Here is an 18,766-nt window from a genome sequence, read left to right on the forward strand (position 1 = left end):
CCGGTGTATATTTCATTTGTGGAGTCTCCAGTCTGAGGGAGCTTTATGCATCCCGTATTGGGCACTATGATGCCGGAAATCTGCGAGGCTCCACACCTGCCAGTTTCACCCTTTTAACCATCATACTGCTCCGTGTTTAATTGTGTGGGATGCGTTCATTACATTTTCACTGGCTTCCGTCAGTGCCGAAAGGCGATGGGCACTGATGATTACCGTTCTTCCCTGTCCCCACTGACGCAGGTTATGCAGGATCTGGTGCTCTGTGCGTCCGTCCACCGCCGAAAGCGCATCATCAAGGATGAGGATTTCCGCGTTGACTAATAACGCTCGAGCAATGGAGATACGCTGTTTTTGCCCACCGGAAAGCATCACGCCGCGCTCGCCCACTTCTGTATCGTAACCTTGCGGTAGACGCAAAATATCGTCATGTACGCTGGCTAACCGCGCGACATGCTCAATCTCTTGCTGGGTGGCATTCGGGCAACCCAACGCGATGTTGTTCGCTACGGTGTCGGAAAAAAGGAACGGTGTCTGGCTAACTACCGCCAGGCGGCTACGCCAGCTATCGAGTTGTAACTTCGTCAGAGGAATATCATGAAAGCGAATATCCCCCTCGCTGACGTCGAAATGACGCTGAATGAGCGACAACAGGGTACTTTTGCCGGAACCAGTCGGCCCGCAGATACCCAGCATCTGACCGGGTTTCAGGGCGAAATTGACGTTTTCCAGCGCAGGATGGTCAGTCTGCGGATACGTGAACTGGTGAATATTTACATCCAGTTCGCCACGCCCTTCCGGCACGGGTTCGCTACCATCGTTCACCACCGGCGCTTCCGCCAGCATCGCGCGAATACGGCTGTATGCAGCACTACCACGTTCCACAATGTTAAACATCCATGCCAGCGCCAGCATTGGCCAAATCATCAGACCTAAATACATCATAAAACTGGTGAGCTGGCCCAGCGTTAAACTGCCCTGCACCACCATCCAACTACCGCCGCCAATCGCCAGCAAGTTCGCCATACCAATCGCGATATAGATGGTCGGGTCGAAACGAGCATCAATACGCGCCACCCGCATGTTTTTTTTGCCGGTATCTTCGGCATCCGCGGCAAATAACGCCGACTGGCGATCTTCCAGACCAAAGGCTTTGATCATGCGGATACTGGTGAGGCTTTCCTGGGTGCGGTCATTAAGACTAGAAAACGCCGCCTGTGCCAGCTTAAAGCGTTCATGCAAGGCATCGCCGTTGCGCTTGATCATGATCGCCATCACTGGCATCGGCAACAGGGCAAATAAGGTCAACTGCCAGCTAATTTGCGTAGACATCATAATCAACACAGCGCAGCCCATCACCAGTGAATCCACCAGCGTCAGCACCCCTTCTCCGGCTGCAAACACGACGCGATCGACGTCATTGGTCGCACGAGCCATGAGGTCACCCGTGCGATGACGCAGGTAAAACTCAGGATGCTGCCGGCTTAGCTGACGGTAATAATCTTCACGCAGTTCAACAGCCAGTTGATAAGACGCACCAAACAGCAATACCCGCCAGACGTAACGCAGGAAATAAACCACAACGGCAATCAGCACCATGGTGGCGATCCACATCAGGATCTGCCCGGTAGTAAAGTGTTGTTCTGTCACGCCATCGACAACAATACCAACCACTTTTGGCGGAACCAGTTGCAGCATCGCGATAATGACAAGCAAGGCGACAGCCCCGAGATAGCGACGCCATTCCCGACGGAAATACCAGCTTAATTGAGCAAATAATCGCACGCGTTGTGTCCTGACCTGATTCTGGATATTTATTCGATGGGTAAAGAAGTGGTGTATTTAATCTGTTCCATCGCGAAGCTGGAAGTGACGTCCGACAGCCCCGGCACGCTGTTTACCAGACGCTTATAAAACTCGTCGTAGCGTTTCATGTCGGCAACCTGGACGCGCATCAGATAATCGTATTCACCAGCCATGCGCCAGAACCCCAGCACTTCTGGCATTTCGGTAACCACCGTGACAAAGCGGCAATACCATTCGCTGCTGTGATGTTGCGTTTTTATCAGCACAAAGGCGGTCAGGCCGAGGCCTATTTTTTCCGGATCCAGCAGGGCGACTTTGCCGATAAGGATACCGTCGTCCTCCAGCCGTTTCAGGCGCTTCCAGCAAGGGGTGGTTGTCAGATTAACGGCTTCAGCCAGTGCCTGCAAAGAGAGGGTGCAATCCTGCTGCAGTAAGGCCAGCAGCTTACGGTCAATTTTATCTAACATAGCCCTTCCACAGAGAATTTTTTTCTCTTTTAATTCTATTTTAAAGGTGAAATCACGACAATTTATTCTGTGCGGTTTAAACACCACGGCACAAAATGACAAATTCAACGCAAAAAAAACCGGGCAATTGCCCGGTGCTGGAAGGGATCTCATTATTCGGGGGAATAAGGTAGATGTGGATAGTCCAGCCAGTGCGTCAAATAGTGAGAGACAGCCTGATTTCGGCAATGTCCAATCACCGGTAAATGCGGGAGCTCCGCGCGCAGTTGCGGCATCGCATTGCCCATAATAAACCCGCTACCGACGCTGCCTAACATTTCGCGATCGTTCATCGCATCACCAAAGGCCATGCAATCGCGCAACGATAAACCTAAATGTTGGGTCAGCACCGTCAATGCAGCGCCTTTATTGCAGCCCACCGGCAGTACTTCGAGGCAATCCGTGGCGGAAAAACACAAATGTGCACGCTCGCCTAATGCTTCGTATAGCTGGATCTGCAAGCGTGTAAGATCGTCGTGATCGCCACAGAAGCAGATCTTGGTGACGCTGCCGAGTGGCATTTTTTTGACATCGATTATCTGATAACGAAAACCGCTATAGACAAATGCCTGCAACAACGCAGGGATCTCTTTCCCGGTAAACCAACCGTCGTCATTGAAGATATGCATGCTGGCTCGGGTATCCCATTGCTGATACAGCACCAGCTCCGCGACATCCGCAGGTAAATCATCACGATGTAAAAGTTCACCTTCCAGAGAATGCACGCGCGTTCCGTTGCCGGTAATCAAATATGCATCCAGCGATAGTGCCCCGAGAATATGCTGCATCTCCAGCGCATGACGCCCCGTGGCAAAAGTGAGGGTAATGTCGCGTTCACGCAGTCGCGCCAAAGTAGAGAGGGTTTTCTCACCTAAATGATGGTCAGGCATCAATAAAGTGCCATCCATATCAAATGCTGCCAGACGAGCCATTTCTTTCTCCACTCTGTGACACGGTTAATGGAGATTGAGTATCACCTGATATATACGGAAGTAATAGTGAATAGTTAAATAATATTGTTCCGGGTTTATATGCGATTGCTCAACCGTCTTAACCAGTATCAACGTCTGTGGCAACCTTCAGCCGGAAAGCCGCAAACCGTCACCGTCAGCGAACTGGCCGAACGCTGTTTTTGCAGCGAACGCCATGTTCGTACGCTGTTGCGTCAGGCACAGGAGGCGGGATGGCTGGAGTGGCAGGCGCAGTCAGGACGCGGAAAGCGCGGACAATTACGCTTTCTGGTCACGCCGGAATCGCTACGCAATGCGATGATGGAACAGGCACTGGAAACCGGAAAGCAGCAAGATGTGCTGGAGCTGGCGCAACTGGCCCCAGGTGAGCTACGCACTCTGTTACAGCCGTTTATGGGCGGACAATGGCAAAACGATACACCCACGTTGCGTATTCCCTACTATCGCCCGCTCGAACCGCTACAACCAGGCTTTTTGCCCGGCCGTGCCGAGCAGCATCTCGCCGGGCAGATATTTTCCGGCCTGACCCGCTTCGATAATAATACTCAGCGCCCGATTGGCGATTTAGCGCATCACTGGGAAACCTCTACTGACGGGTTACGCTGGGACTTTTATCTTCGTTCAACCCTACACTGGCATAACGGCGATGCAGTAAAAGCCTCACACTTACACCAGCGATTATTGATGCTGTTACAACTGCCAGCACTGGATCAATTATTTATTAGCGTGAAGCGTATTGAAGTCACCCATCCGCAGTGTCTGACCTTCTTTTTACATCGCCCCGATTACTGGCTTGCGCACCGGCTGGCGAGCTATTGCAGCCATCTGGCGCATCCGCAATTCCCACTGATCGGCACTGGTCCTTTTCGCTTAACACAATTCACAGCGGAGCTGGTGCGCCTGGAGAGCCATGATTATTACCATTTGCGTCATCCGCTGCTTAAAGCGGTTGAGTACTGGATAACTCCGCCGCTTTTCGAAAAAGATTTGGGAACCAGTTGTCGGCATCCCGTGCAAATCACCATCGGCAAACCGGAGGAGCTGCAACGGGTCAGCCAGGTCAGTAGTGGCATCAGTTTAGGTTTTTGCTATTTAACGTTGCGCAAAAGTCCCCGACTCTCCCTCTGGCAGGCGCGAAAAGTGATCTCCATTATTCATCAATCCGGTTTATTACAAACGTTAGAAGTCGGAGAAAACCTGATCACCGCCAGTCATGCATTACTGCCAGGCTGGACTATTCCGCACTGGCAAGTACCGGATGAAGTCAAACTACCGAAAACCTTGACGCTGGTTTATCACCTACCGATAGAACTTCATACCATGGCAGAACGCCTACAGGCGACACTGGCAGCGGAAGGCTGTGAACTCACAATTATTTTTCATAACGCAAAAAACTGGGACGACACGACCCTACTGGCACACGCAGACCTCATGATGGGCGACAGATTAATTGGCGAAGCACCGGAATATACTCTGGAGCAATGGCTACGTTGCGATCCACTATGGCCACATGTTTTCGACGCTCCAGCATATGCACATCTGCAATCGACGCTGGACGCGGTGCAAGTAATGCCTGATGAGGAAAACCGATTTAATGCCCTGAAAGCGGTTTTTAGCCAGTTAATGGCAGACGCGACGCTGACGCCGCTGTTCAACTATCACTATCGCATTAGTGCCCCTCCCGGCGTGAACGGTGTGCGACTGACACCGCGCGGCTGGTTTGAATTTACCGAAGCCTGGCTTCCCGCGCCGTCGCAATGAATAGCTGGTCCGGGTTAATCGCAGGCGTTACCATAACGCTTTTATTGTTCAAGCAGGATTATCTATGAAACGTGCTGTCGTTGTGTTCAGTGGAGGCCAGGATTCCACCACCTGTCTGGTGCAGGCATTACAACAATATGATGAAGTCCATTGCGTGACGTTCGATTACGGTCAGCGACATCGCGCAGAAATCGACGTGGCACGCGAACTGGCGCTGAAACTGGGAGCACGCGCGCATAAGGTTCTTGATGTAACGCTGCTCAACGAGCTGGCGGTCAGCAGCCTGACACGTGACAGCATTCCGGTGCCTGATTATGAACCTGAAGCCGATGGCATCCCGAATACGTTTGTCCCAGGGCGTAATATTTTGTTCCTGACGCTGGCGGCAATATATGCGTATCAGGTAAAAGCAGAAGCCGTAATTACCGGCGTCTGTGAAACGGATTTCTCCGGCTACCCGGATTGCCGCGATGAGTTTGTGAAAGCACTAAACCATGCCGTCAGTTTGGGCATGGCGAAAGATATTCGTTTTGAAACGCCGCTGATGTGGATTGATAAAGCGGAAACCTGGGCGCTGGCAGATTATTACGGCAAACTGGATTTAGTCCGTAACGAAACGTTGACCTGCTATAACGGCATTAAAGGCGACGGTTGCGGTCATTGTGCGGCATGTAATTTACGCGCCAACGGTTTGAATCATTATCTGGCCGATAAACCGACGGTGATGGCAGCGATGAAGCAGAAAACCGGGTTGAGGTAATTATTCCGGGTGTCGCCGGATGCGGCTTGAGCATCCGGCACCACAAAACGTTTACTTAACCATCTGCTCCAGCTTTTCGCGCAATTCCCCTTCCAGAGCTAATGCTTTCTGCGTTTTAAGATCAATACAAACAAACGTAATAAGCGCATCCGCTACCACCTGCCCTTCCGGCTCCAGTGTAATGACCTGGCTTAAGATGCCGCTTTTACCGTTTAATTGCTGCAACTGACTGGTAATAGTTAACAGGTCACTTAATACCGCTGGGCGACGATAGTTAATATTGATATTGACCACGACGAAGGCGATGTTATGGGCCGTCATCCACTGAAAACTGTCGCTATTTTCCAACCCATCCCAGCGGGCTTCTTCGAGAAATTCAAGGTAGCGGGCGTTGTTGACGTGCTGGTAAACGTCGAGATGATATCCACGAACTTTGATTTGTGTTTGCATAGCGCAATAACCTTACGTTGTTGTTATAAGTACAGAGGTCATAACTGGTATGACCTCTTCAGTCTGGCAAAAAATTGCCACTATGCAAATTAATTACAGGGTTAATACCGCCAGATTACGTTCCACCAGCGAATTGCCCATCCCCGGCACCTGCTTTAGATCCTCCACTGTTTTAAACGGACCGTACTCTTCGCGATAACTGACAATCGCCTGCGCTTTCTTCAGGCCAACGCCATTCATCGCGCGGGCTAGCTCTTCCGCGCTGGCATTATTAATGCTGACCCGGGTGCCTTCTTCGTCACTGGCTTTCGCCGGTACTGCTGCTTTACTTTGTGCTGCAGGAGCTTCCGCTTTGGTTTCTACCGCCGTCGGTTTCGCCACAGAAGCTGCCGCCAGCGCGCTATGAGACATTCCGGCACAGGCCAGGGACAGGGTAATGAGCAGTGCTTTAATTCCGTGTTTCATACTGTTTTCTCCTTGTTTGTTAACAGTGGAATCACCTTAACGGCAGTGAAAACAGTAAACAAATGGCAATGTTCAGAAATGGAAAAGGCCGCGAAAGCGACCTTTTCTTGTTACAGCTGCAACGCATTTTTTTGCGAGGCGTCTTCAGGATTATTGCTGTTCCAGCGCATCGCCAATTTTGATTTTCGCCTCTTTACGCAGGTTACTCATCAGAGCTTCAAAGACGATTTGTGCGTTGTTCTGGGTGATACCCTGCACCATCGCTTTTTTCTGATCTTCCGGCATTGAACCTTGTTTCACTTCATCCAGCGCCAGCAGAACCACATTACCTTGCATATCGGTCGCCATACCGTAGCTCGGTTTGTCTTTCGCTGGCAGTGGCAGTGCAAACGCCGCCTGGCTAATCGGGTCACGACCGGAACGGCTTAAGGTTTTCGGCTCGCCAAATTTCAGACCGGCAGCCTGCATAGCTTCCGCACCTTTGCCGGCTTTCAAATCAACCAGCAGTTTCTCAGCATCCACTTTCGCCTGTTGTTCAGCTTTGTTGTGCTGAACCAGTGCCTTAACTTGTTCCTGAACATCTGCCAACGGTTTCACCGCTTCCGGTTTGTGCTCGCTGATGCGCAGCACGAATGCACGGTCGCCGTCTACGGTGATGATGTCAGAGTTGATGCCCGGCGCGCCGTTTTCACCTACCAGACCGCCGTTAAAGATAGCGTCGGCAACCGGCTTGAAGTTCAACTCTTCCGGCAGGTTATCTTTGCTGAACCAACCCGTCTGAGTGGCTTTAACGCCGGCAGCTTGCTCTGCACCGGCCAGAGACTCGGTGTCGTTGCTTGCCGCATCGCTCACTTTCTGCTGCAGCGCATAGTACGCATCGAGGGCTTTTTCGTGTTTCACTTTCGCCGCAATGTCGTCACGTACTTCGTCTAACGATTTCACTTTCGCTGGATGAATGTCGTCCAGACGTACAATCAGGAAACCGACCGAAGATTTGATGACACCAGACAGTTGGCCTTTTTCTTTTAGACCAGCATTTTTCAGTTCGTCGGGGATAGTGGCATCTTCTAACCAACCCATATCGCCGCCGTTACGGGCAGAGATAATATCGGCAGATTTTTCTTTGGCTAATGCAGCAAAATCACCGCCTTTATTCAGCTCATCAAGTACCGCTTTCGCTTCATCTTCAGTTTTGGTCTGGATGATGCTGTAGCGGGTACGCTGCGGCTGGGTGAATTGATCCTGATGCTGATCGTAGTAGCTCTGGATATCCGCATCGCTAACCGGTTGCTGCATCGTTGCGGCATCCAGCTTGATGTAACTCACGCGGAATTGTTCCGGCGTCATGAAATTGTTTTTGTTTTGTTCGTAGTAGCTGGCAATCTCCTGTTCGGTCACAGGCTGCTTCGCCGCCAGCGCGTTAACATCGATAGTCGCCTCACGCACCACGCGTTGTTGCGCGACCAGTGCCGCCAGCTCGTCGGTTTCACCTTTCAGCATAAAATCGGTACCGGCAACACCGTTAATCAGCTGTTGGGTAGTGAGCTGGTTACGCAGCGCCTGGGCGTACTGATCGGCGGTCATCCCCATCTGGTTGAGGATACCGTTATAGCGGCTGTTATCAAATTTGCCATCAACCTGGAAGGCTGGGGTCGCGAAAATCGCCTGTTTAACCTGCTCATCACTGATACCCAGTTTCAGCTCACGAGCGTACTGATCCAACAGCGCCTCGTCGATCAGACGATTCAGCACCTGTTGACGCAGGGTTTTCATATAGCCTTCATTCGCTGCCAGCTCGGAGTATTGATCGCCCAGCTGTTGCTGCATGCGATTACGCTCGCTGTTAAAGGCGTTCTCGAACTGCCCACGGCTGATTTCCTGGTCATTCACTTTTGCGGCGTAGTTATTGCCTCCGCCAATCAGGTAACCACTCACGCCGGTCAATATGAACGACACGATAATGATACCGAAAATAATCTTGAGCACGAGACTGTTTGCAGCCGTGCGTAAGCTGTCCATCATGGTGTAACAACACTCCGCTGTAGATGACTGTGTACCTCACGCAACGTATCGATGCGCGCAAAGGCCTATTGTGACAAGAAACGGGGGCAATTGTCAGCCCACAAGACGCAGAAAGTCACCGAATACAAATAAAAAAGGCACATCAGTAGATGCGCCCTTGAACTTCGTCACATCCCCACCGGGGACAACGCTTAGTTTACCGCGTCTTTCAGTGCTTTACCTGCACGGAAGCTCGGTACTTTAGCAGCAGCGATGGTGATCTCTTTACCGGTCTGCGGGTTGCGGCCAGTACGGGCAGCACGCTCTTTAACGGCAAAAGTACCAAAACCTACCAGTGCTACATCATCCCCTTCTTTCAGAGATTCAGTTACGGAAGCAATAATAGCATCTAACGCACGGCCAGCCGCAGCTTTAGAGATATCAGCCCCTGCAGCAATCTTGTCGATCAATTGAGATTTATTCACTCTTCTCTTCCTCTTTATAATTTATATCGCACTTGAATCCTTCAAGGTACGAACGCGCAGCAGTTATATCAGGCCAGCCATCCCCTTACAACACCCCTTAATAAGGGCAAGCCCGATCCGCCATCTAACTTAGCGAGACAAAAAAAGGCTGGCAAGCCCGAATTAGCCTGCCAGCCCTGTTTTTATTAGTGCATTTTGCGCGAGGTCACTATTTTGCAGTCACAACCTGCATGCCAGACGGTTCATTTTGCAGCGCCAGAGTCAGAACTTCCTCAATGCGCTTCACAGGATGAATGTCCAGATCGGCAATTACGTTGTCAGGAATCTCTTCCAGATCGCGTTTATTTTCGAACGGAATTAGCACTGTTTTAATCCCGCCGCGATGCGCTGCCAGGAGTTTTTCTTTCAAACCACCGATCGGCAGTACCTGACCACGCAGAGTGATCTCACCGGTCATTGCCACATCGGCACGAACCGGGTTACCGGTCAGGCAAGAAACCAGCGCGGTGCACATAGCAATACCGGCACTCGGACCATCTTTCGGCGTCGCACCTTCCGGTACGTGGACGTGGATGTCACTTTTTTCGTAAAAATCAGGGTTGATCCCCAGTTTTTCCGCACGCGCACGAACCACCGTTAACGCCGCCTGAATAGACTCCTGCATCACTTCGCCGAGCGAACCGGTATAGGTCAGTTTGCCTTTACCCGGAACACATGCGGTTTCAATGGTCAGCAAGTCACCGCCCACTTCCGTCCACGCCAGACCGGTTACCTGACCGACACAGTTTTCGTTATCAGCGCGACCATAGTCGAAACGCTGAACACCGAGGTAGTCATGCAGGTTATCGCCGTTAATTTCGATATGTTTTAATGACTTATCGAGCAGTAACTGCTTAACCGCTTTGCGGCACAGTTTGGAGATTTCACGCTCCAGACCACGCACGCCCGCCTCACGGGTGTAGTAACGAATAATGCCGATAATGGCGCTATCGTCGACGGTCAGCTCACCTTTTTTCAGTGCATTACGTTCAATCTGCTTCGGCAGCAGGTGACGTTTGGCGATGTTCAGTTTTTCATCTTCGGTATAACCGGAGAGGCGAATCACTTCCATACGATCCAGCAGCGGTGCCGGAATGTTCATGGAGTTCGACGTCGCGACAAACATCACGTCGCTGAGATCGTAATCCACTTCCAGGTAGTGGTCGCTGAACGCTACGTTCTGCTCTGGATCCAGCACTTCAAGCAGTGCAGAGGCCGGATCGCCTCGCATGTCAGAAGACATTTTGTCGATCTCATCGAGCAGGAACAGCGGGTTTTTCACGCCCACTTTCGCCATTTTCTGGATCAGTTTACCCGGCATAGAACCGATGTAAGTACGGCGGTGACCACGGATTTCCGCTTCATCACGCACGCCGCCCAGCGCCATACGGACATATTTACGCCCGGTGGCTTTGGCAATGGACTGACCAAGAGAGGTTTTACCTACCCCCGGCGGCCCTACCAGGCAGAGGATCGGTCCCTTGATTTTGTTGACACGGCTTTGAACCGCAAGGTACTCAAGGATGCGATCTTTCACGCGCTCCAGACCATAATGGTCGGTATCAAGGATTTCCTGCGCCTGACGCAGGTCTTTTTTGACCTTGCTGCGCGCATTCCACGGTACCTGTACCATCCAGTCGATATAACCACGCACTACGGTCGCTTCTGCCGACATCGGAGACATCATTTTCAGCTTCTGCAACTCTGCTTCCGCTTTCTCTTTTGCCTCTTTCGGCATCTTCGCCGCGTCGATTTTGCGCTTCAGGGCTTCGTTTTCGTCCGGCGCGTCGTCCATTTCACCGAGTTCTTTCTGAATAGCTTTCATTTGCTCGTTCAGATAGTACTCACGCTGGGATTTCTCCATCTGCTTTTTAACGCGGTTGCGAATGCGTTTCTCAACCTGCAGCAGATCGATTTCCGATTCCATCATTGCCATCAGATATTCCAGACGTTCGTTAACGTCGGACATCTCCAGAACGGACTGTTTGTCAGCCAGTTTCAGTGGCATATGTGCAGCAATGGTATCCGCCAGACGCGCCGGATCGTCGATGCTATTCAGCGACGTCAGCACTTCTGGTGGGATTTTTTTGTTCAGCTTGATGTAGCCTTCGAACTGGCTGATTGCAGTACGCACCAGCACTTCCTGTTCCCGCTCATCAATGGTCGGCGACTCCAGATACTCCGCCTTCGCAGAAAAGTGTTCGCCATTGTCAGAGAGCGCAGAAATACGCGCGCGCTGTAACCCCTCGACCAGCACTTTGACGGTGCCGTCAGGCAGTTTCAGCATCTGCAATATAGAGGCCACGGTCCCGACGGTGAAAAGATCGTTTACACCCGGCTCATCCGTTGAAGCTTCTTTCTGCGCGACCAGCATAATTTTTTTATCATGGTCCATCGCCGCTTCCAGACAACGGATAGATTTTTCCCGCCCGACAAATAAGGGGATGACCATGTGCGGATAAACCACCACATCGCGCAGCGGCAATACGGGGATTTCAATGCGTTCAGAACGCTCAGGATTCATAGAGCTCTCTCTTAGTTTAATTTCCGCCAGGTAATCAGATGACACGACTGTGCTTCACGCCATCTATTAACATGTACGTCAGTATATGGGGATGTTTCCCCCACATTCAACGCCGAGAATAGAGGAAAAATTAAAGGGGAGATAAAATCCCCCCTTTTTGGTTAACTAATTGTATGGGAATGGTTAATTATTCACCAGATGCCTGTTGCGCTTCCGGCTTACCATAAATCAGCAACGGTTTGCTTTGACCATCAATTACCGACTCGTCGATAACCACTTTTTCGACATCTTCCATGGACGGCAGATCGTACATGGTATCGAGCAGTGCGGCTTCTACGATGGAACGCAGGCCACGGGCACCGGTTTTACGCGCCATCGCTTTCTTAGCGATAGCATCCAGCGCCTCGTCACGGAATTCCAGATCCACGCCTTCCAGATTAAACAGCGCCTGATACTGCTTGGTCAGGGCGTTTTTCGGCTCTTTGAGGATCTGAATCAGAGCTTCTTCGCTCAGTTCATTCAACGTTGCGACAACCGGCAGACGACCAATAAACTCAGGGATAAGACCAAACTTGATCAGATCTTCCGGTTCAACCTGCGCCAGCAGCTCGCCTTCGCTTGCTTTGTCGGACTTCGCTTTTACCGTCGCGCCAAAACCAATGCCGGAGCCGGTTTCTACACGGTGGGAAATCACTTTATCCAGACCGGCAAACGCACCGCCACAAATAAACAGGATCTTGGAGGTATCAACCTGCAAAAATTCCTGCTGCGGATGCTTACGCCCGCCCTGCGGTGGAACGGCAGCAACAGTACCTTCGATCAGTTTCAACAGTGCCTGCTGTACGCCTTCACCGGAAACGTCACGGGTAATAGACGGGTTGTCCGACTTACGAGAAATCTTGTCGATTTCATCGATGTAGACAATACCACGCTGTGCTTTCTGGACATCGTAGTCGCATTTCTGCAACAGCTTCTGAATGATGTTTTCAACGTCTTCACCCACATAACCGGCTTCGGTCAGTGTAGTCGCGTCGGCCATGGTGAACGGAACATCCAGCAGGCGCGCCAGCGTTTCAGCCAGCAGCGTTTTACCGGAACCGGTCGGACCGATCAGCAGAATGTTACTTTTGCCCAACTCGACACCATTGCTGGTATCTCCGTTGCGCAGACGTTTGTAATGGTTGTATACCGCGACCGCCAGCACTTTTTTCGCCTGTTCCTGGCCGATAACGTAATCGTCCAGGTGGTTGCGAATTTCATGCGGCGTCGGTAGCGCACTGCGTTCACGATGCGGTGCAACTTCTTTAATCTCTTCGCGAATGATGTCGTTACATAAATCAACACATTCGTCGCAGATATACACGGATGGACCGGCAATCAGCTTGCGCACTTCATGCTGGCTTTTGCCGCAAAAAGAGCAATACAGCAATTTGCCTGAGCCATCTTTGCGTTTATCTGTCATGGGTCAAAACCTCTTCTTTGTTCTTTGTGCCGCACACGACGACGCAAATGCCATTCTCAGGCGCAAGCCGCTTACAGCGTTGTGCCGCCCTGGATAAGTATAGCGGCACAGTTGCGCCTCTGGCATCAATTACGATGGGTCAGAATCGAATCGACCAGACCGTATTCCACCGCTTCAGGGGCGGAAAGGAAGCGATCGCGCTCGGTATCACGTTCAATCTGTTCTAATGATTGACCCGTATGAAGCGCCATAAGTTCATTCATGCGCCCTTTAACTTTCAGAATTTCACGGGCATGAATTTCGATATCGGTCGCCTGGCCCTGGTAGCCGCCCAACGGTTGGTGAATCATCACGCGCGAATTCGGCAGGCAAAAACGTTTACCTTTTGCCCCTGCGGTCAGCAAGAAAGCGCCCATCGAGGCCGCCTGGCCCATACAGATGGTGCTGACATCAGGCTTGATAAACTGCATGGTGTCATAGATAGACATCCCGGCAGTGATCACCCCGCCTGGGGAGTTAATGTACAGATAGATATCTTTTTCTGGGTTTTCCGCTTCCAGGAACAGCATCTGCGCCACAATCAGGTTAGCCATGTGGTCTTCAACCTGGCCAGTCAGAAAAATGACGCGTTCCTTAAGTAGACGAGAATAGATATCAAAAGAGCGCTCACCGCGTGAGGTCTGTTCAATGACCATCGGCACCAGCGCCATATGGGGTGCAAAGTTATCTCGTTCGCCGCTGTATGACATTTCCGTCTCCTGGATAAAATTGAAAAAACCTGCTGTACCGATTGTAACCTTATGGACGGATTATCAGCTAGTCCCTGTGTTATGGGTACGGCATCACCATATTTCAAGCATAACAATCTTTTGTTGTTACGCTAACACCGAAAGAGGCTTTTCGCACGGTTCCATGCAAAATTCATGACAAAAAAAAGCCCACCACCTGGCGGTGACGGGCCTTTGTGCGAATTTAGCGCGTTATGCTGCGTAAATTACGCCTGCTGGTTCATCAGCTCGTTGAAAGTGGTTTCTTTTTCAGTCACTTTCGCTTTCGCCAGTACAGCTTCAACAGCCTGTTCTTCCAGAGCAACATTGCGCATGTTGTCCATCAGTTCTTTGTTTTTGCTGTAGAACTCGATAACTTCTTTCGGATCTTCGTACGCAGAAGCCATCTCTTCGATCAGGCCTTTCACGCGCTCTTCGTCAGCTTTCAGCTCGTTGGTGCGGATAACTTCGCCCAGCAGCAGGCCAACAACTACGCGGCGTTTAGCCTGTTCTTCGAACAGTTCGCGCGGCAGTTCCAGAGCTTGTTTTTCGTTGCCACCGAAACGCTGTGCAGCCTGGCGACGCAGAACGTCGATTTCGCTGTCGATCAGCGCAGCCGGTACGTCGATGTCGTTAGCTTTTACCAGACCTTCGATCGCCTGAGACTTAACGCGGTTACGGATGGCGCTCTTCAGCTCGCGCTCCATGTTTTTACGCACTTCAGCGCGCAGACCTTCTACGGAACCATCTTCAACGCCGAAACGTTTGATGAATTCTGCAGTCAGTTCCGGCAGTTCACGCTCTTCAACTTTCTTCAGGTTGATAGCGAATTTCGCTGCTTTACCTTTCAGGTTTTCTGCGTGGTATTCTTCCGGGAAGGTCACGTCGATGGTGAACTCTTCGCCAGCTTTGTGGCCTTTGATACCGTCTTCAAAGCCCGGGATCATACGACCCTGGCCCATCGCCAGTACGAAATCAGACGCTTTACCGCCTTCGAACTCTTCGCTGTCTACAGAACCGGTGAAGTCGATGGTTACGCGGTCTTCTGCTTCAACAGCGCCGTCTTTTTCTTTCCAGGTCGCCTGCTGTTTACGCAGAGTATCCAGCATGCCGTCAACGTCAGCGTCGGTCACTTCAACGATCGGTTTTTCAACTTCGATCGCTTCCAGACCCTGCAGTTCAACTTCCGGATAAACTTCAAACTCTACAGAGTAAGTGAAGTCTTCACCCAGCTTGTATTCGCCCGGAACATAAGTCGGTGCGCCAGCCGGATTGATTTTTTCTTTAATGATGGCGTCAATGAAGTTACGGCTCATCAGGTCACCCAGAACGTCCTGGCGTACAGACGCGCCATAACGCTGAGCAACGATATTCATTGGCACTTTGCCTTTGCGGAAGCCGTCAATACGTACTTTTTTCGCAACGTTGACCAGCTCGCTTTTAACAGCGGTCTCGATGCTGTCAGCAGCGATAGTAATCGTTACACGGCGGCCAAGGCCTTGAGTGGTTTCAACTGAAACTTGCATCTTGTTACCTCAAAAAATCACAGTGCTCGGTCAACTCTTACCCCGCAAGCACAGGTTGTTGGCTTCGCGGAACCGGGATGTTCTTATAATCAATCACATTCCCTGTTACCAGAATCATCCCGAAAGCATTCAAATAGGACGCGGCATTATAGCGGCATCACTTTTATGAGTCGAGAACGGTTATTGCGCGCTGTCGCGTATTTTTTCACAATTCCCGGGCAATTTTCGTCTGAATGCTGGGCAAAAAGCGCAAAATCCAGACAAAACAAAACGGCCCGCAGGCCGTTTTTCATAAAATCTTTAGCAACATACTGAAAAAGCGCCGACAGTTGCAAATGCGTTTTTACGCGATGCTTCCTGCTCCACGACAGGGAGGAGAGGCAAAGACGGTGTCCTGCAACCCTTCCCACTCCTTAATAGTGTAAGTATGCAGAGCCAGCGCATGAACGGTAGTAGAGAGTTCCTCCGCTAAAGTACTGTAAATCATTCGATGACGATTCAGAAAACGTTCACCCGTAAAACGATCGCTGACCAGCACAACTTTAAAATGGCTTTCAGAGCCGGCTGGGACATTGTGACGATAGCTTTCATCCACTACTTCGAGGAATACGGGTTGGAACGCCGCCCTTAATTTTTCTTCTATCCGCTCACGTATCATCATGAAATATCTCCTCCGACAACGCTGAGATGTCATCCATCCCTTTAAATACTAGCCGCTTTTACCGTTTCCATTGCAGCTTAACAACAAATATTTAGGTTTCGTCCTGGTTTTTCCGTCAAGCGTATGAAGTTTACTGATTTAAAGATTGAAACACAGGCCTCGCATCAGCGTTTCTTTTACCAGGAGTGATTATTTCGTCAACATGATGAATTTACATGCCTTACCCACTTCCCCTCGCCGTTGGCAATGTTATGATGGCGGGAATTTTTACCAAACACGCTTAAGAGTCTCTGAGAGCCCGAACATGTTCAAAAAAATCCTCTTCCCGTTAGTTGCTCTGTTTATGCTTGCAGGATGCGCAAAACCGCCAACAACTATTGAAATTTCCCCGACGATTACACTGCCACAGCAGGATCCAAGCCTGATGGGCGTCACCGTAAGCATTAATGGTGCCGATCAGCGTACCGATCAGGCGCTGGCAAAAGTCACCCGCGATAATCAAATCGTTACCCTGACCGCCTCCCGCGATCTGCGTTTCCTGCTGCAAGAAGTGCTGGAAAAACAGATGACCGCGCGTGGTTACATGGTTGGTCCGAATGGCCCGGTTAATCTGCAAATCATCGTTAGCCAACTGTATGCTGACGTGTCCCAGGGCAACGTGCGCTACAACATCGCTACCAAAGCGGATATCGCCATCATCGCTACCGCGCAGAATGGCAACAAAATAACCAAAAACTATCGTGCCAGCTACAACGTTGAAGGTGCGTTCCAGGCCTCCAACAAAAATATCGCCGATGCGGTTAACAGTGTGCTGACCGATACCATCGCTGATATGTCTCAGGACACCAGCATTCACGAATTCATCAAGCAGAACGCGCGTTAATTTCTGCCCTCTGGCCCGGTGCAAACCGGGCCTGTAGACGCCCATGTCCAGTCAATATTTACGTATTTTTCAACAGCCGCGTTCAGCCATATTGCTGATCCTGGGTTTTGCTTCCGGGCTACCGCTCGCCCTGACATCCGGTACCTTACAGGCCTGGATGACGGTCGAGAATATTGATCTCAAAACCATTGGTTTCTTCTCTCTGGTAGGCCAGGCTTACGTTTTTAAATTCCTCTGGTCACCGCTGATGGACCGCTACACGCCCCCATTTTTTGGGCGGCGGCGCGGTTGGCTGCTCGCCACGCAAATCCTGTTATTAGTCGCCATTGCGGCGATGGGTTTTCTCGAACCTGGCACCCAACTCCGCTGGATGGCGGCACTGGCGGTGGTGATCGCTTTTTGCTCGGCCTCCCAGGATATTGTCTTCGATGCGTGGAAAACCGATGTGCTCCCGGCAGAAGAACGTGGTGCGGGCGCGGCAATCAGCGTGCTGGGTTACCGTTTAGGGATGCTGGTTTCCGGCGGCTTAGCCCTGTGGCTGGCAGATAAATGGCTGGGCTGGCAGGGCATGTACTGGTTGATGGCGGCGCTGTTGATCCCTTGTATTATCGCGACGTTGCTTGCACCAGAACCGACCGACACCATTCCTGTGCCAAAAACGCTGGAACAAGCGGTTGTTGCACCTCTGCGAGATTTCTTTGGTCGCAATAATGCCTGGCTTATTTTGCTTCTTATCGTGCTGTATAAGCTGGGCGACGCATTCGCCATGAGCCTGACAACCACGTTTTTGATTCGCGGCGTCGGGTTTGATGCGGGTGAAGTAGGCGTGGTTAACAAAACGCTTGGCTTACTGGCGACCATTGTGGGCGCATTGTACGGTGGGATTTTGATGCAGCGCCTGTCGCTGTTCCGGGCGCTGCTGATTTTCGGCATTTTACAAGGTGCGTCTAACGCTGGTTACTGGCTGCTGTCGATTACTGATAAGCATCTCTACAGCATGGGCGCAGCCGTCTTTTTCGAAAACCTCTGTGGCGGGATGGGCACATCAGCCTTTGTCGCGCTGTTAATGACGCTGTGTAATAAGTCATTTTCCGCTACTCAATTTGCCCTGCTCTCAGCGCTTTCCGCTGTAGGACGAGTTTATGTCGGCCCCGTGGCGGGTTGGTTTGTTGAAGCACACGGCTGGTCGACATTCTATCTATTCTCCGTCGCCGCTGCCGTACCGGGGCTTATTTTGCTGCTGGTTTGCCGCCAGACGCTTGAATATACACGAGTAAATGACAACTTTATCTCCCGTACCGAATATCCGGCAGGTTATGCCTTTGCCATGTGGACACTGGCGGCGGGCGTCAGCCTGTTGGCCGTGTGGTTACTGCTGTTGACGATGGACGCGCTGGATTTGACGCACTTCTCTTTCCTGCCTGCTCTGCTGGAAGTCGGGGTTTTAGTCGCCCTTTCTGGCGTCGTGCTTGGTGGTTTGCTGGATTATCTGGCTCTACGAAAAACGCATCTGACGTAATCTGTAAATATTATTTAGCTGTAGTAATCACTCGCCGTAATTATTACGGCTAAATAAACATCAGTATCGCTTAATAATATTTGTTCTTTTGTGCGGCTTAGCGTTTGGAAATTATTGACGCAATTTATGAATTCTATTTTTTCTTACACGATTCAGCTAACGAGTCTTTATTTTCCCCCCACC

General features: G+C 51.0%; 15 protein-coding genes and 1 pseudogene. 4 read left to right on the plus strand and 12 right to left on the minus strand.

Features of this window, described 5'->3' with window-relative positions; genetic code table 11:
• Positions 1 to 129: 129 nt before the first annotated feature.
• The 3 genes and pseudogenes from BFF42_RS26535 to cof all read right to left on the minus strand — a co-directional run.
• Positions 130 to 1,782, minus strand: a pseudogene (locus tag BFF42_RS26535) (SmdA family multidrug ABC transporter permease/ATP-binding protein); the annotation flags it as partial.
• Positions 1,783 to 1,811: 29 nt separating this feature from the next.
• Positions 1,812 to 2,270 carry a DNA-binding transcriptional regulator DecR gene (decR, locus tag BFF42_RS26540; protein WP_000884589.1) on the minus strand — a complete coding sequence of 153 codons (459 nt, stop codon included), beginning with the start codon at positions 2,268 to 2,270 and terminating at the stop codon, positions 1,812 to 1,814.
• A gap of 152 nt (positions 2,271 to 2,422) precedes the next feature.
• Positions 2,423 to 3,241, minus strand: coding sequence for an HMP-PP phosphatase (cof, locus tag BFF42_RS26545; RefSeq protein ID WP_000113027.1), 819 nt, complete (start codon positions 3,239 to 3,241; stop codon positions 2,423 to 2,425).
• 99 nt (positions 3,242 to 3,340) lie between these two features.
• Between cof and BFF42_RS26550 the strand changes: the two genes are divergently transcribed.
• Together BFF42_RS26550 and queC are read left to right on the plus strand one after the other, a co-directional pair.
• Positions 3,341 to 5,041 (plus strand): SgrR family transcriptional regulator, encoded by a 1,701-nt coding sequence (locus BFF42_RS26550; RefSeq protein WP_001238231.1) that lies wholly within the window; start codon positions 3,341 to 3,343, stop codon positions 5,039 to 5,041.
• Positions 5,042 to 5,105: 64 nt separating this feature from the next.
• Positions 5,106 to 5,801, plus strand: a complete 696-nt coding sequence (gene queC, locus BFF42_RS26555; RefSeq protein ID WP_000817229.1) for a 7-cyano-7-deazaguanine synthase QueC — start codon at positions 5,106 to 5,108, stop codon at positions 5,799 to 5,801.
• 51 nt (positions 5,802 to 5,852) lie between these two features.
• Here queC and fadM read toward each other — a convergent pair whose 3' ends face one another.
• The 9 genes from fadM to bolA all read right to left on the minus strand — a co-directional run bounded on the left by fadM (position 5,853) and on the right by bolA (position 16,181).
• A complete protein-coding gene (gene fadM, locus BFF42_RS26560; RefSeq protein WP_001194534.1) occupies positions 5,853 to 6,251 on the minus strand; it encodes a long-chain acyl-CoA thioesterase FadM in 399 nt (132 codons plus the stop codon).
• A gap of 93 nt (positions 6,252 to 6,344) precedes the next feature.
• Positions 6,345 to 6,716: a helix-hairpin-helix domain-containing protein gene (locus tag BFF42_RS26565; RefSeq protein WP_000680312.1), complete on the minus strand. Its 372-nt coding sequence runs from the start codon at positions 6,714 to 6,716 to the stop codon at positions 6,345 to 6,347.
• Positions 6,717 to 6,866: 150 nt separating this feature from the next.
• Entirely contained in the window at positions 6,867 to 8,738 is a 1,872-nt protein-coding gene (ppiD, locus tag BFF42_RS26570; protein WP_000969366.1) for a peptidylprolyl isomerase, read from the minus strand.
• A gap of 191 nt (positions 8,739 to 8,929) precedes the next feature.
• Positions 8,930 to 9,220 (minus strand): nucleoid-associated protein HU-beta, encoded by a 291-nt coding sequence (gene hupB / locus BFF42_RS26575; protein ID WP_254892905.1) that lies wholly within the window; start codon positions 9,218 to 9,220, stop codon positions 8,930 to 8,932.
• A gap of 190 nt (positions 9,221 to 9,410) precedes the next feature.
• Entirely contained in the window at positions 9,411 to 11,765 is a 2,355-nt protein-coding gene (gene lon, locus BFF42_RS26580; protein WP_039059009.1) for an endopeptidase La, read from the minus strand.
• A gap of 187 nt (positions 11,766 to 11,952) precedes the next feature.
• Positions 11,953 to 13,227 carry an ATP-dependent protease ATP-binding subunit ClpX gene (clpX, locus tag BFF42_RS26585; protein ID WP_000130305.1) on the minus strand — a complete coding sequence of 425 codons (1,275 nt, stop codon included), beginning with the start codon at positions 13,225 to 13,227 and terminating at the stop codon, positions 11,953 to 11,955.
• Between the two features lie 125 nt (positions 13,228 to 13,352).
• Entirely contained in the window at positions 13,353 to 13,976 is a 624-nt protein-coding gene (gene clpP, locus BFF42_RS26590) for an ATP-dependent Clp endopeptidase proteolytic subunit ClpP (RefSeq protein WP_000122253.1), read from the minus strand.
• A 245-nt stretch (positions 13,977 to 14,221) separates the two neighbouring features.
• Complete coding sequence (tig, locus tag BFF42_RS26595) at positions 14,222 to 15,520, minus strand: trigger factor (protein WP_001198392.1); 1,299 nt, start codon at positions 15,518 to 15,520, stop codon at positions 14,222 to 14,224.
• A gap of 343 nt (positions 15,521 to 15,863) precedes the next feature.
• Positions 15,864 to 16,181 carry a transcriptional regulator BolA gene (gene bolA, locus BFF42_RS26600; RefSeq protein WP_000973448.1) on the minus strand — a complete coding sequence of 106 codons (318 nt, stop codon included), beginning with the start codon at positions 16,179 to 16,181 and terminating at the stop codon, positions 15,864 to 15,866.
• Positions 16,182 to 16,485: 304 nt separating this feature from the next.
• Between bolA and BFF42_RS26605 the strand changes: the two genes are divergently transcribed.
• Both BFF42_RS26605 and ampG read left to right on the plus strand, forming a co-directional pair.
• Positions 16,486 to 17,064 carry a lipoprotein gene (locus BFF42_RS26605; protein WP_012421495.1) on the plus strand — a complete coding sequence of 193 codons (579 nt, stop codon included), beginning with the start codon at positions 16,486 to 16,488 and terminating at the stop codon, positions 17,062 to 17,064.
• 43 nt (positions 17,065 to 17,107) lie between these two features.
• Positions 17,108 to 18,583: a muropeptide MFS transporter AmpG gene (gene ampG, locus BFF42_RS26610; protein ID WP_000098438.1), complete on the plus strand. Its 1,476-nt coding sequence runs from the start codon at positions 17,108 to 17,110 to the stop codon at positions 18,581 to 18,583.
• The last annotated feature ends 183 nt before the right edge of the window (positions 18,584 to 18,766 follow it).

The sequence above is a fragment of the Shigella sp. FC1661 genome, from assembly GCF_001712525.1.
Classification (GTDB): Bacteria; Pseudomonadota; Gammaproteobacteria; order Enterobacterales; family Enterobacteriaceae; genus Escherichia; species Escherichia coli.